Here is a 14,349-nt window from a genome sequence, read left to right on the forward strand (position 1 = left end):
GACTGCGGCTCCGCGGGCCGTGCGAGCATGGGCGGATGACCGCCATGGAGGACCTCGTCGCCGTCGTCGACCGCCTGCTCGCCCCAGACGGCGGCTGCGTGTGGAACCGGGCGCAGACGCATGCCTCCCTCGCCCGGTACGCGGTCGAGGAGGCCTACGAGCTCGTCGACGCGATCGAGGACGGCGACCCGGACGACCTGCGCGAAGAACTCGGGGACGTGCTGTACCAGGTCGTGCTCCACGCCGGGCTCGCGGAGCACGAGGGACTGTTCGGCCTCGACGACGTCGCTGCGACCGCCCGCGACAAGATGACCCGACGGCACCCCCACGTGTTCGGCGACGAGCGCGCCGACACCGTCGAGGACGTCGTCCGCGTGTGGCGGGCGGCGAAGGCGGCCGAGAAGGCGGCGCGGACCAGCGCCTTCGACGGGGTGCCGCGGGCGATGCCGCCGTTGGAGCGCGCGGTGAAGCTGCTGGAACGCCTGGAGGACCGTGGGGACGCCGACACGGTCATCGCCGCCGTCGTGGGGTCGGCCGGGGCTGGCGCCGCCGCGGAGCGCGTCGAGCGTGTCGAGGGCGTGGGAGGCGCCGACGCGGGACGCGTGGGCAGTGCCGACGTGGCGTGGGGCGTGGGGATGCTCGCATCGGTGGCCGAGGCCCGACGTGCCGGGGTCGACCCGATCGCGAGCCTCCGTGCGGCAGCGGCGATGCTCGAGGCCGAGGGGCGCGTGGCGGACGGAGCGTGACGTCTCGGACGGCGCGCATCGCGACGACTGCGACAAGGACAGCTGGAGCGAGAAGTGCGGGCGTCCTCCTAACCCGAAAAAGGAGGACGCCCGCGAGCGGGCGCTCGGCGTCGCCAGGGAGCGACGCCGGCAGGGATGCCCGCCCGAACCGCGGGGCACATTGCAGCACAGTGCCCGCGCGACCGATCCGACGGGTGGATCAGGCACCCGTCGAACCGAGGTTCTGGATGTAGCATATGAGCAGTTCGGTGGCTCCGCAAGTCCGACGTCCGATCTGACAGGATTGAGCCATGGCGACGACCGTGACGGCACCCCGAGGCATGCGCGACTTCCTCCCCGCGGACAAGGCGCGGCGTGAGCACGTCCTCGGTGTGATCCGTGGCGTCTACGCACGACACGGCTTCGACGAGATCGAGACCCCCGTGGTCGAGGACTCGGCCCGCCTGCACTCGGGTCTCGGTGGCGACAACGAGAAGCTCGCGTTCGGGGTCCTGCGTCGCGGGCTCACGACCGAGGACCTGCACACTGCCGAGGCGCCGCTCGACCTCGTCGACCTGGGACTGCGCTTCGACCTGACGGTGCCGCTCGCGCGGTTCTACGCCTCGCACCGGGCCGAGCTGCCGACGGTGTTCCGCGCGGTGCAGATCGCGCCGGTCTGGCGTGCGGAGCGTCCGCAGAAGGGGCGCTACCGGCAGTTCGTGCAGTGCGACATCGACGTCCTCGGGGAGCCCGGCCAGCTCGCCGAGATCGAGCTGATCCGCGCGACGACGGCCGCCCTCGACGAGCTCGGCGTCACCGGGACCTCGATCCGCATCAACGACCGCCGGGTGCTCACCGCGATGCTCGCGTCCTGGGGCGTCACCGACCCCGGTGCCGCCGAGCGTGCCCTCATCACGATCGACAAGCTCGACAAGATCGGCGCGAACGGGGTGGCCGTCGAGCTGAGCGAGATGCTCGGACAGGACCTGTTCGACACGGCCGAGCTCACGCTGACGATCGAGGAGCTCGCGCACGCCGACTGGGACACCGCCGCCGGCGCGGACTGGCTCGACGTCGAGGCCTTCGACGACCTGCTCCGCCTCCGCGCGGCGCTCCCGGGCGTCGACCTGCGCTTCGACCCGACGCTCGTGCGCGGCATGGGGTACTACACCGGCACGATCTTCGAGGTGGCGCACCCCGACTTCGGCTACAGCCTCGGTGGTGGCGGTCGGTACGACGGCATGATCGGGCGCTTCCTCGGCCAGGACGTCCCCGCGGTCGGGTTCTCGCTCGGGTTCGAACGCCTCGTCGACCTCGTCGACCTGCCCGAGTCCGCCACGAGCGACGCCGTCGTGCTGCTGTACGACAAGGACGCCGACCCCGTCCGCCTGGCCGCACTCAAGGGCGAGGCGCTCGGTTCCCACCAGCGCGTCCGGCTCGAACGCCGCACCAAGAACACGAAGAACCAGCTCGCCGGGCTGGCAGCGCAGGGCTTCGGTGCCTTCGCCAGCGTGGGTGCCGACACCACCACGTTGCAGGGTGTGGAGTTCCGCCCGCTCGCCTGAGTTCTCCACAGTGGTCACCTGGAGCGGCGGAACCGTTCACCGGTCGTCGCTAGGATCGATCCGCAAGCACCACAACCGCAACGTGTAGGGAGTACCCCGTGGCCGTGATCGATGCCGTAGGAGCACGCGAAGTCCTCGATTCCCGAGGGAACCCGACGGTCGAGGTCGAGGTCCTCCTCGACGACGGCGTCGTGTCGCGCGCGCTCGTCCCGTCCGGTGCCTCCACCGGCGCCTTCGAAGCGTACGAACTGCGCGACGGCGACAAGTCCCGCTACGGCGGCAAGGGCGTCCTCAAGGCGGTGGAAGCCGTCCTCGACGAGATCGGCCCCGCGCTCGAGGGCTTCGACGCCACCGACCAGCGCCTCGTCGACGCCGCGCTCATCGAGCTCGACGGGACCGAGAACAAGTCGCGCATCGGTGCGAACGCGATCCTCGGCGCCTCGCTCGCCGTCGCCCGCGCAGCCGCCGACTCGGCAGACCTGCCGCTGTTCCGCTACCTCGGTGGCCCGAACGCGCACACGCTGCCCGTGCCGCTGATGAACGTCGTCAACGGTGGCGCGCACGCCGACACCAACGTCGACATCCAGGAGTTCTTCCTGGTGCCCTACGGCGCCGAGAGCTTCTCCGAGGCCCTCCGCTGGGGTGTCGAGACCTACCACGCCCTCAAGGGCGAGCTGAAGAAGCAGGGCCTCGCGACCGGCCTCGGCGACGAGGGCGGCTTCGCGCCGGAGCTCGCGTCGAACCGTGCCGCGCTGGACTTCCTGCTCGCCGCGATCGAGAAGGCCGGCTTCACGCCGGGCAAGGACATCGCACTCGGCCTCGACGTCGCGTCGACCGAGTTCTTCGCGGACGGCAAGTACGCGTTCGAGGGCAAGCAGCTCTCCAGCCAGGAGTTCACCCAGTACTTCGTCGACCTGGCCCGTGACTACCCGCTCGCCACGATCGAGGACCCCCTCGCCGAGGACGACTGGGAAGGCTGGACCCACCTGACGGCCGAGCTCGGCGACAAGCTGCAGATCGTCGGCGACGACCTCTACGTCACCAACCCGAAGCGTCTGCAGCGGGGCATCGACGAGAAGGCCGGCAACTCGATCCTGGTCAAGGTGAACCAGATCGGCACGCTGACCGAGACCCTCGACGCCGTCTCCCTCGCCCAGCGCCACGGCATGACCGCGATCCTGTCCCACCGCTCCGGTGAGACCGAGGACACCACCATCGCCGACATCGCGGTGGCAGTGGACGGCGGCCAGATCAAGACCGGTGCCCCGGCTCGTTCGGACCGTGTCGCGAAGTACAACCAGCTCCTCCGCATCGAGGAAGAGCTCGGCGACGCCGCGGTCTACGCCGGCCGCACCGCCTTCCCGCGGTCCGCGTCGCTCTGACCCGCGAAACCGCTGACGCGCTGACGCGCTGATGCGCTGACGTCCCACCGAGACGCCGTCCTCCACCACGGGGGGCGGCGTCTCGTCGTGACGGCGGTGTCCCGCGCCGAGTCGAGCGCCGCCCTCGCCGGACGCTGAGAGGCTGCGGGACACGCGCGCGCCGAGGTGACGAGCCTCGGCGCCCGGGTTATCGTCGGACCGTGTCCAGCCAGAAGCCCCGCGTCCGTCGCGTCCCCGTCGCGATGCCCGAGGGCTCCACGGCCGAGCAGCCCTGGTACCGCTCCATCCGGTTCTCCGGCTTCAGCCTGCTCATGCTCGCGATCATCGTGCTGTTCGTGGTCGTCCTCGCACCCTCACTCCGGACGCTCATCCAGCAGCAGGAGCAGATCGCGCAGCAGCAGCACGAGGTCGCCGCACAGAAGTCCGACGTCGCGCAGAAGAAGAAGGACGTCGCCCGCTGGGACGACCCCGCCTACATCGAGGCCCAGGCCCGCGACCGACTGCTCTACGTGTACCCGGGGGAGCAGAGCTTCCTCGTGATGGGGGAGGGTGCCGGCAACCGCCGCGACGACGCCCCCACGACGGACTCCGGCACGCCGGTGAGCTCGACCGTGCAGACGCCGAAGGTCGACTGGGTGCAGGCCATGCTGTCGTCCGTGCTCGAGTCCGGTCTGACGACGGACACGAAGCAGGACCTCGTCGCCCCGGACGTCTCCGGCACCGGCGACACCGCCACCGAGCGCTGACCGCCGTCACACCGGTGCGGAGCACCCCGGAACTCCGGTAACCTCTTGTACCCGTGACGACCCCTCCGTTCGACCCGCCGACCGAGCACGACGTGCAGGTGGTCTCGGCCCAGCTCGGCCGCCCCGCGCGGGACGTCGTCGGCATCGCCGCTCGCTGCGTCTGCGGCAACCCCACGGTCGTCGCCACGAAGCCGCGGCTCGGGAACGGCACCCCGTTCCCGACGCTGTACTACCTGTGCCACCCGGCTGCCACCGCCGCCGTCAGCACGCTCGAGGCGACCGGCGTCATGCCCGAGCTCGCCTCGTTGCTCGACGACCCCGAGACGGCGGCACAGTACCGCGCCGCCCACGAGGCCTACCTCGCCGACCGCGAGTCCATCGAGCACGTCGGCGAGATCGACGGCATCAGCGCGGGCGGCATGCCCGTCCGCGTGAAGTGCCTGCACGCCCTCGTCGGGCACACACTCGCAGCCGGACCCGGCGTGAACCCCATCGGTGACCTGGCGCTCGAGCGCGCCTCGTGGTCACCCGACCGGTGTGCGTGCCGGGCGTATGATGAGGGTGCAGACGCCGGAGTCGGGGCGGGTGGCGGCGAAGTCTGACCAGACTCCCGGCCAACCCTCATCACTAGGAGAACATCCCCCGTGCCCAAGATCCTCGTCGTCGGCGGCGGTTACGCCGGTTTCTACACCGCCTGGAAGCTCGAGAAGCACCTTCGCCAGGGCGAAGCCGAAGTCGTCATGGTGGACCCGCTGCCGTACATGACGTACCAGCCGTTCCTGCCCGAGGTCGCCGCCGGTTCCATCGAGCCGCGCCACGCGATCGTCTCGCACCGTCGTCACCTCAAGAAGACCCGCGTCGTCACGGCGAAGGTCACGAAGGTCGACCACGCGACCCGCACCGCCACGATCACGCCGGAGCTCGGTGAGCCGTGGGAAGAGACCTACGACCAGATCGTCATGACCGCCGGCGCCGTCTCGCGCACGTTCCCCATCGCGGGCGTCGCAGACGAGGCGATCGGCCTCAAGACCATCGAAGAGGCCGCCGCGATCCGCGACAAGGTCCTCACCAACTTCGCCAAGGCCGCGAACCTGCCGGCCGGCCCCGAGCGTGAGCGCCTGCTGACGGTGGTCGTCGTCGGTGGTGGCTTCGCGGGCATCGAGGTCTTCGCCGAGCTGCGTTCGTTCGTCACGGACCTGCTGAAGAGCTACCCGCAGATCGCCTTCGAGGACACCCACTTCCACCTGGTCGAGGCCATGGGGCGCATCATGCCCGAGGTCTCCCTCGAGACCTCGCACTGGGTCCTCGAGAACCTCGCCCAGCGCGGCGCGACCGTGCACCTCGAGACGCAGCTCGCGTCGGCCGTGGGCGGCGTCTGCCAGCTCAAGGCCAAGGACGAGTCGATCGAGACCATCCCGTCCGACCTGATCATCTGGACCGCCGGCGTGATGGCGAACCCGATGGTGAAGGGCACCGACTTCCCGCTCGAGCCCCGCGGCCGCATCACCGTTCAGCCCGACCTCCGCATCGTCGACGAGGGCACCGTCATCCCCGACGCGTGGGCCTGTGGCGACGTCGCAGCGGTCCCCGACCTCACGGGCGGTGGCGTCGGCGGCATGTGCGTCCCGAACGCCCAGCACGCGGTGCGTCAGGCCAAGCAGCTCGCCAAGAACCTCGTCGCGGTGCTCCGCAACGAGGCCACGGTCGAGTACAAGCACGAGAACCTCGGCGCGGTCGCCGGCCTCGGCGTCGGCATCGGCGTGTTCCAGTCCGGCAAGTTCGCGATGAAGGGCTTCCTCGCCTGGGGCGCGCACCGCGGCTACCACGGTCTGGCCATGCCGTCGTGGGAGCGCAAGATCCGCGTCGTGAGCGACTGGGTCGGTGGCTTCTTCCTCGGCCGCGACATCGCGTCGCTCGACGACCGTGAGACCCCGCGTGCCGCGTTCGAGGCCTGGGCGTCGCGCCCGAAGCCCGCGACGGCCGACGAGCCCAAGGCCGTCGACGCCGCAGCACCGGCCGAGGGCACCCCTGCCGGTGCCGCCGGCCCGGCGTACGCCACCCCGGCGGAGGACGTCTCCAAGGAGGCCGCCCCGGTCGACGGCGAGAAGGTCGCCGCCAAGAGCGAGTAGTCCACAGCATCACCGCCAAGGGCGGCCGCCCGGTCCGGGTGGCCGCCCTCGCTGCGTCGGTAGGCTGGTCCCGCCTGCCCCCGTGGCCCAATCGGTAGAGGCACGCGACTTAAAATCGCTGAGCTGAGGGTTCGAGTCCCTCCGGGGGTACCAGCGTTGGTCGATGCGGACAGGAGGCCCCGCTCGCGACGTGCGCGGAGCCTCCAGTCCGGATCTGGCCGGCACCAGGTCTTCCCTGGCAACGACGAAGCGGCGCCGCCCCGAGGGGCAGCGCCGCGTCGTCGTGCGGGTGGGTGGGTCAGTACAGCCGGTAGCCGGTCACCATCGGGCACGTGAAGGGATCGCGTGCTGCGAGGCCGACCCGGTTGAGGTAGGCGACGACGATCGCGTACGACTTGCCGAGACTGGCCTCGGTGTACGGGATGTCGTGCTTGGCGCAGTGGGCCTTGACCATCGGCTTGGCCTTGCGCAGGTTCGGGCGCGCCATGTTCGGGAACAGGTGGTGCTCCGCCTGGTGGTTCAGGCCACCGAAGAGGTGGTCGGCCCAGATGCCGCCGGTGATGTTGCGCGAGGTGCGCACCTGGCGGGAGAGGAAGTCGATGCGGGCGCCCTCGGCGATGACGGGCATGCCCTTGTGGTTCGGCGCGAACGAGCCGCCCATCATGACGCCGAAGACGGCGAGCTGCACGCCGAGGAAGGCGGCGGCGACGGGGAACGGCATCAGCGTGAAGATCGCCCAGAAGTACAGGCCGAAGCGGGCGACGAGCAGGATGCCCTCGATGATGCGGTCACGGCCGGAGCCCTTGATGTGCTGACCGGTGACGAGTGCGCGGACACCGAGGAAGTGCAGGTTGGCGCCCTCCATCGTCAGGAGCGGGAAGAACGCCCAGCCCTGCACGCGGGTGAGTGCGCGGAGCAGACCGCGGCGCTGGGCGGCGTCCTCCTCGATGAAGGAGACCGTGTCCTGCGCGATGTCCGGGTCCTTGCCGATGGTGTTCGGGTTGCCGTGGTGACGGTTGTGCTTGTTCATCCACCACGTGTACGACAGGCCCACGATGAACGTGCCGAGGATGCGGCCGGCGTTGTCGTTCCACTTGCGGGACGCGAAGACCTGCCGGTGCGCGGCCTCGTGCGAGAGGAACGCGAACTGCGTGAAGAGCGCGCCGAGCACGGCGGCGGGGATGAGCTGGAACCAGGAGCCACCGAGCATCGCGACGGCGACGAAGCACGCGGCGACGAGGACGACCAGCACGCTGAAGACGGTCCAGTAGAAGCCGACGCGGCGTTCCAGCAGCCCGGCGGCGCGGACCTCCTCGAGGAGGTCCTTGTACGTGGACGTGCCAGAGGCGGCGCCCGGCGTACGGGGAGTGGTGGGTCGGTACAGGGTCGATGAAGACATGAGCTGCTTCCATCAGGAACAGCCCTTCGGCCGTGCTCTCGAGTTCCCGCATTTGCGGTTGCTAGGGAACCTAGGGGTCGAACCTGGGCAGAGACCGTGGAACGCGCGTACCGTCCGGGAAGGTCGCCGGTCCGTTCGGCGGCGACCCGACGGGCTCGGAGGTCCCTGCCCGTGAAGCACATCATCTACGGACTCGCATCGGTCCTCACCACCGACGACGCGGCCTACGCCGTCCTCGACTACGCCGCCGCGCTGGCCCAGGCCGGGCTCGCCGACACCGTGCACGTGCCGACCGTCGACCGCTGGGGGATGAACACCACGTCGAGTCTCCTGCTGGCTCCCGCGATCGGGGTCCTGGTGCAGGGCGCTCCGGACGACGAGCTCCAGCCCGACACCGCCGGCTTCATCACCGAGCTCCGGTGGCGGACCCGCGCGGTGCAGACGGCCGGGTAGCGGCCGGGTCCTCGCTAGCATGCACGGTGTGGTCGGACTGGGCAGCGCACTCGCGAACCTCCGTGGCGTCCTCCGGCAACCCGAGGCACACGTCGAGACCGTCGACGGCGAGTCCGTCCCGGTCGGCATGCTCCTCGGCACGCTCGGCGCCCTGCTGCTCGACGCCGGCAGCTCCGTCACCGACGTCCGATCGGCCCTCGAGAAGGCGCGCGAGGCCGCTGGCATCGGCCCCGGGCTCGCCGTCGGGGTGCTGCCGGCACTCGTGATCGTCAGCGAGACCGCCACCGGGTCGGCGACGATCGTCAACGCCGAGGGCATCGAGCTCTCGTTCCGGCAGGCGGCTCGGGCGAACCGGCTGGTGCTCGGGCTCGAGAGCGGGTCGATCGCCCTCGCCGAGATCCCCGCGCGCGTCCGGGCGATCCGCGCGAACACCCGTCCCCCGGCACCGCTGCCGTGGATCGCCGGGAACGCCCTGACCGCCGCGGGCCTCGCCGTCGTCTTCCGCTGCCCGTGGTGGGCGGTCCTCGTCGTGCTCGGGGTCGGCGCGGTCGTCGGGGTCATCGGGCTGCTGCTCCGCCGGTTCCGCGAGGCCGTCGCCGTCGTCCCGTTCCTCGCCGCGTTCGTGTCGACCGCCGTCGTCGGCCTCGTCGCCGCGAGCACCGGCTTCGACCACGTGCCGCTCTTCGCCGTCTGCGCCCCCGTCGCCGTGTTCGTACCGGGCGCGCTCATCACGAACGCGCTCCTCGAGCTCACGGCCGCGGACATCGTGACCGGGTCCGCGCGGCTGATGCAGGGGCTCATCATGCTCGGCTTCATGGCCGCCGGGATCGCCGCGGGCAGCGCCGTCACCGGGTTGCGCGTCGACCCGCAGTCCGCCGCGCTCGTCGGGGAGGTCGCCGGTGTCGGGACCGACCGGGCCGGGTGGGAGTCGGTGCCCGCGTACTGGTTGTCGTGGGTGGCCGTCGCGGTGCTCGCCGTGGGCATCGGCCTGGTGTTCGGCGCCGGCTGGAAGCTCACGGCGGCCTCGATCGTGGTGATGATCGGGGCGTACGCGCTCGTGTCCGGCCTGGCGCCGCTCGTGGGGAGCGTCGTCGCGACGGGCACCGCAGCGGCCGTGCTGTTCGTCGCCACCCGTGGGCTCGAGCGGCTGGTGCCGGTGATCCCGGCGACGGTGTCGTTCCTGCCGGCGTTCCTGCTGCTCGTGCCGGGCACCGTTGGGCTGGTCGCCGTGGCCACCGCCGACCCGCAGTCACTGGCGACGCCCCTCGCCACCTTCGTCAGCCTGTGCGTCGGCACGAAGATCGGCGGGCTGCTGCCGGGCCTGTTCGCCCGCACGGCGCCGACGCACTGACGGCGCGCTCGCACACCCGCACCCGCGGGCCCGCACACCCGCACCCGCGCGCTCGCGCAGCCGCGCTCGCGCAGCCGCGCTCGCGCAGCCGCGCCCGCACAGCCGCGCGGGCGCGCGGGACCCCTACGGCTCGATGAAGCGCCCGGCCGCCTGGTCCTCGAGCGCGGACGCCTTCGCCAGGTAGTGCACCTTCTTGCCCGTGGCGTTGTACGGCAGCTCCGTGACGAACCGGTAGCGCCGCGGCCGCTTGTACCGCGCGAGGCCCGGGTGCGAACCGGTCCAGTCCTCGAGCGCCGACGCCGCGGCCGTGTCGTCGCCCGGCAGGCCCCGCTCGTCGCGGACGACGTACGCCACGACGACCTCGCCCCAGCGGTCGTCCGGCACACCGACGACGATCGAGTCAGCGACCCCTGGGTGCTCCTGCAGCACGGCCTCGACCTGCACCGGGTGCACGTTCTCCCCGCCGGAGATGACCATGTCGTCCTTGCGCCCGACGATGGTCACGCGCTCGTGCTCGTCCCACGTCGCCAGGTCGCCCGGGTAGAACCAGCCGTTCGCGAACTTCTCGGCCTCGAGCCCCGGGTTCCGGTACGAGTAGCCGGACTTGACGGTGCGGACGGCGAACTCGCCGATCTCGCTGCCGTCCTGCGGCACGGTGTCCGTCGGGTCGGCGAGCTTGTCGGCGTACACCCGCACCACGGCGACGTCGTCGTCCGTGGACGCCCGACCCGTCGAGCCCGCGCCGTCGGGGAAGTCCTCGGGGCGCAGGAACGTGTTCCAGAAGGTCTCGGTGGTGCCGTACCCGTTGAAGATCCGCGGGGAGAGCAGCTCCTGGTAGCGGAGCGCGGCGGCCCGGTCGAGCGGGGCACCCATCGTCACGATGCCGTGCAGCGAGGACAGGTCGCGCGGGCGGCGCTCTTGGGCGTTCGCGAGCTGCACGAGGTTCGGCGGTGCCCCGATCAGGAAGGTCAGCTGTTCCGACTCGACGAGGTCGAGCACCCGGTCGGCGTCGAAGTGCCGGAGCGTGGTCAGCTCGGCACCGACGTAGAACACCGGGTTCGGCCCGCCCGAGTACAGGCCGCCGCGGTGGAACAGCGGCGACATGTTCAGCGTCTTGTCGAACGGGCTGAGCGGGAAGTGCATGATGACGTCGTGCGCGCTGAGCACCTCGACCAGGCTCGGCAGCGGCACGGGCTTCGGCCGACCGGTCGTCCCCGACGTGTAGAGCCGGGTCGTCTCGTCGTAGGTGCTGCGCGGCTCGGAGTCCGCGAGCTCCGACGCGGTGACCGGCTCGGCCGCGAGCAGCTCGGCGAACCCGTCGTGCGCTCCGCCCACCGTGACGACGTGGTCGGGGCGGTGCGAGGCGGACTCCAGCGCGGCGACGAGGTCGTCGTTCCGAACGGCGTCGTGAACGAGCACGACGGGCGCGGAGTCGTCGACGATGAAGGCGACCTCGTCCGGGGCCAGCCGGAAGTTGGTGGGGGAGAACACCGCGCCGATGCGGTGGCACGCCAGGTACAGCATCGCGAACTCGGGGGAGTTGAACAGCTCGACCATGACCACCGAACCGCGGACGGCACCGTGCCGCACGAGCCAGCCACCGATCCGGTCCACCGCGTCGCCGAGCTCCGCGTACGTCCACGACCGGTCCGTGTCCGGATCGCGCAGGGCCGGCCGGGTGGCGAAGCGGTGGGTGTTCCGCTGGAAGCCGTTGGCGTACGTGTAGCTGCCCTCGAACACCTCGCGGAAGCGGGTCGAGTCGTAGTCGGATCGGGTCTCGGTCATCGTCGCTCCCTGGGCTCGTGCGGCGCGCCGCACGCACCGCAGACCAGCGTAATCGGCGCATGGGGCGTCGGCCCGCCGGCCGCGCACCGGTGGACGGCACCGGTCTCGTGGACCGGTGCCGGGCCTCCAGTCCCGCTCCAGGTCCGGTCAGGAGGCTCGGCTCGGCTCAGCCGCCGAGGTCCGGTTCGAGCACGCGCACCCAGAGCCAGGTAGCCGCTGCGACGGCCACGCTCGCGCAGGCCACGACGACCAGGGCGACGGGCGGGACGTGGGTGCCGGCGGAGCCGGAGTAGACGGCTGCCGCGAGGGCGACGCCGAGCCCGGCGACGGTGGCGTACCGGGCTCGGGAGTGTGCCCACAAGGCGCTCCCCGCGGAGCCGGCGACCGGGAGGAGCGTGGCGACGAGGGCACCGAGGCCGCCGACGCACAGCGTGATGGCGAACTCGGACACCAGCGCGGTCCAGAACCCGGTGCCGGGGGTCAGGCTGTGGAGCACCCAGCCGACCGCGGCGAGGACGAGCAGACCGGTCGATCGCCAGGTCGCGCTGCGGGCGCACGCGGCGATGCCGGCCCCCAGCCGCATCGCTCCCGTGTCGGCGTCGGGACGGCCCACCGGCACCAGGAGCACGCCGATGACCAGGGCGGGGGAGAGGTCGGCTGCGCGCGTGACACCGCAGGCGACGAGTGCTGCCAGCACGAGCCACGGGGAGACGCGCCAGCCGATCGTGTGCCGGTCGGCGCCCGCCGCCCACCGGGTGGTGAGGACCACGGCCGCCGTGAGCACCGCGGTGCCGAGCAGGACGGCGATGGCGAGGCGGACGTAGCGGGCCTCGAGCGAGACGCCGACCGCGAGCAGGGTCAGGACACCGGCCAGCACCACGGCGAGGCCGATCGAGGCCCAGGCCGGCAGGGCGTCGTCGCCCCGGGTGCGCTCGGTGCGGGGTCGGTTGCGGCCGGTGAAGGAGGCCAGGCGGAGCGACACCCGGCCCCGGAGTGTCCGGGCGACGAGTCGAGCGGGCCCGGCGACGAGCAGCAGGAACCCGACGGCGACCGCAGCGGCGACCGCGAGGGTGCGCCACGACGCCGAGGACTGGATCGTCGGGACGGCGTGGTCGAACGAGGTGGCGGTCGTCCAGTCGCCGGCGGGTCCGGACCAGTCGCCGCGACCGGCGCCGGGACCCGTGCCGGTGCCGGAGCCGCCGCTCGTGCCGGAGGCACCGCCGGTGCTGCTGCCGCCGCCGGTGCCGGTGGTGCCGCCGCCGGTGCCGGCGGTGCCTCCGTTCCCGGTGCCGCCGCCGTGGTGCCCGGTGTCGCTGTCGTGTCCGCCGGTGCCCGGGCTGCCCGTCGTGCCGCCGTTCGCAGATCCGAGTCCGGGCTGCCCCGACGTGCCGGACGTCGGGCCGTCGTCCGCGCCGGCCGTCCCCGACGGCGTGGACCCGGGGACGCTGGCGCCGGCGGCGGCCAGCACCACCCGGACGGACGCCGAGGGTGCCGAGTGGTTGCCGGCGGCGTCGTGCTGCAGCGCCGAGACGAGGTGCCGACCGGCCGTGAACCGGGAGCCGCCCGTCGAGCAGGACCACGAGCGGTCTGCGCCGACGGTCGTCCCGCACACGGGGACGCGGTCGACGTACACGGTGAGCTGGGCCCCCGCCTCGCCGGTCCCGCGCACCGTGAGCGGCTGCACGACGGCGCGGGGGTCGGCCACAGGAGCGGTGATGCGGGGCGCGGCCGGGGGTGTGCGGTCGAACGTCACCGACACCGGTTGCGAGGTCGCACTCCGGAGGTCGGACAGGTAGCCGGCGGCCGTGCTCGCGGTCTGGGTCGCCGTCATCGAGACGGTGCCGCTCGGGCGCGGGGCTGCCCCGATCGCCCACGAGACCACCCACCGGCCGTCGGACCCGACCGTGGCGGTGCGTTCCGCCCGGGAGCCGGACGCCGTCACCGTGACCGTCATGCCCGCGTCGCCGCTGCCGGAGACCGATCCGGTGGTCGTCCCGCGGGTGGTGACGACCGGCGGGACGACGACGTCCGCGGCGGGGGCGTCCGCCGTCCGTCGTGCTGCGTCCGTCGTGTCCTGCACGGTGAACACCTGCTGCGCGCCGCTCCGGACGGTGCCCGAGCACGACCAGGCGCCGCGGAGGTCGGTCGTGGCGGTGCAGACGGAGGCGCTGGCGACGCGGGGGTCCATCACCCGGATGCCGTGACCGGGTGTCGCCGTGCCGCGGAAGGCCCCGGTCGCGCTGGTGATGTCGCCGGGGTCGGCGATCGTCGGGTCGGTCGCCGGGACGCCGGTCGGCGGGGGTGACGTCGGTGCGCCGGGCCGCGCGGGTTCGGGGGACGGGGACGCGGTGGGGCGCTGGGCGGACAGGGCGTCCGGGGCCGGGGCCGGGGCGGGGGCGGTGCCCGTTGCCGCGCCGTCCGCGCTGCCCGGGTTGCCCGTTGCCGCGCCGTCCGTGCCCGTGCTGGTGGTCTGCGCGGTCGTGTCTGGGGCCCCTGTCGCTCCCACCGCCGGGGCGACGCCGAGCACCAGGAGCGCGCCCGCGAGCACGGCAGCGGCGATCCCGGTCACCGCCGTCCGGGCACGACGAGCTGAGCCGTCGCCCCCGACGGCCCTGGTGTCCACGTGGTCCCCGCGCGTGTTCATGTCCCCCCATCCCACGCGACGCGGGCCGATCGGTCAATCCACCTCGCGGGGGATCTGCGATTCCCGGCCGCCATGCGCCCCGTACCAGGGTCTCTGCCGAACGTCGGATGTGCGGCACGCGGGAATCCTCCGTGAACCGCGGAGCGGGCGAGGACCACGCACGTGCCGTC

11 protein-coding genes and 1 tRNA gene are annotated in these 14,349 nt (G+C 72.4%); 9 read left to right on the top strand and 3 right to left on the bottom strand.

Going from position 1 to position 14,349, the window contains the following annotated elements; genetic code table 11:
* Positions 1-35 precede the first annotated feature (35 nt).
* The 7 genes from OVA28_RS08330 (at position 36) to OVA28_RS08360 (ending at position 6,700) form a co-directional block, all read left to right on the top strand.
* Positions 36-746 (top strand): MazG family protein, encoded by a 711-nt coding sequence (locus OVA28_RS08330; RefSeq protein WP_268096577.1) that lies wholly within the window; start codon positions 36-38, stop codon positions 744-746.
* A gap of 290 nt (positions 747-1,036) precedes the next feature.
* The gene (hisS, locus tag OVA28_RS08335) at positions 1,037-2,290 is read left to right on the top strand and encodes a histidine--tRNA ligase (RefSeq protein ID WP_268096578.1); all 1,254 of its coding nucleotides are present in this window, start codon (positions 1,037-1,039) and stop codon (positions 2,288-2,290) included.
* Between the two features lie 98 nt (positions 2,291-2,388).
* Complete coding sequence (gene eno, locus OVA28_RS08340) at positions 2,389-3,672, top strand: phosphopyruvate hydratase (protein WP_194661217.1); 1,284 nt, start codon at positions 2,389-2,391, stop codon at positions 3,670-3,672.
* A gap of 200 nt (positions 3,673-3,872) precedes the next feature.
* Positions 3,873-4,418, top strand: a complete 546-nt coding sequence (locus OVA28_RS08345; protein WP_268096579.1) for an FtsB family cell division protein — start codon at positions 3,873-3,875, stop codon at positions 4,416-4,418.
* 53 nt (positions 4,419-4,471) lie between these two features.
* Positions 4,472-5,020, top strand: coding sequence for a DUF501 domain-containing protein (locus OVA28_RS08350; protein WP_268096580.1), 549 nt, complete (start codon positions 4,472-4,474; stop codon positions 5,018-5,020).
* 42 nt (positions 5,021-5,062) lie between these two features.
* Complete coding sequence (locus OVA28_RS08355) at positions 5,063-6,547, top strand: NAD(P)/FAD-dependent oxidoreductase (protein WP_268096581.1); 1,485 nt, start codon at positions 5,063-5,065, stop codon at positions 6,545-6,547.
* A 76-nt stretch (positions 6,548-6,623) separates the two neighbouring features.
* Positions 6,624-6,700: transfer RNA gene (locus tag OVA28_RS08360), tRNA-Leu, on the top strand.
* Positions 6,701-6,845: 145 nt separating this feature from the next.
* Here OVA28_RS08360 and OVA28_RS08365 read toward each other — a convergent pair.
* Entirely contained in the window at positions 6,846-7,946 is a 1,101-nt protein-coding gene (locus OVA28_RS08365; RefSeq protein ID WP_194661213.1) for a fatty acid desaturase family protein, read from the bottom strand.
* A 171-nt stretch (positions 7,947-8,117) separates the two neighbouring features.
* On the opposite strand from OVA28_RS08365, the gene OVA28_RS08370 reads away from it, so the two are divergent.
* Positions 8,118-8,399 carry a hypothetical protein gene (locus OVA28_RS08370; RefSeq protein WP_194661212.1) on the top strand — a complete coding sequence of 94 codons (282 nt, stop codon included), beginning with the start codon at positions 8,118-8,120 and terminating at the stop codon, positions 8,397-8,399.
* A 28-nt stretch (positions 8,400-8,427) separates the two neighbouring features.
* Complete coding sequence (locus tag OVA28_RS08375; protein ID WP_268096582.1) at positions 8,428-9,750, top strand: threonine/serine exporter family protein; 1,323 nt, start codon at positions 8,428-8,430, stop codon at positions 9,748-9,750.
* 123 nt (positions 9,751-9,873) lie between these two features.
* On the opposite strand, the gene OVA28_RS08380 is transcribed toward OVA28_RS08375, so the two are convergent.
* Together OVA28_RS08380 and OVA28_RS08385 are read right to left on the bottom strand one after the other, a co-directional pair.
* Positions 9,874-11,535 (bottom strand): class I adenylate-forming enzyme family protein, encoded by a 1,662-nt coding sequence (locus OVA28_RS08380; RefSeq protein ID WP_268096583.1) that lies wholly within the window; start codon positions 11,533-11,535, stop codon positions 9,874-9,876.
* Between the two features lie 166 nt (positions 11,536-11,701).
* Complete coding sequence (locus OVA28_RS08385) at positions 11,702-14,179, bottom strand: hypothetical protein (protein ID WP_268096584.1); 2,478 nt, start codon at positions 14,177-14,179, stop codon at positions 11,702-11,704.
* Positions 14,180-14,349: the final 170 nt, after the last annotated feature.

This window comes from Curtobacterium sp. SL109, from assembly GCF_026672405.1.
In the GTDB taxonomy this organism is placed as follows: Bacteria; Actinomycetota; Actinomycetes; order Actinomycetales; family Microbacteriaceae; genus Curtobacterium.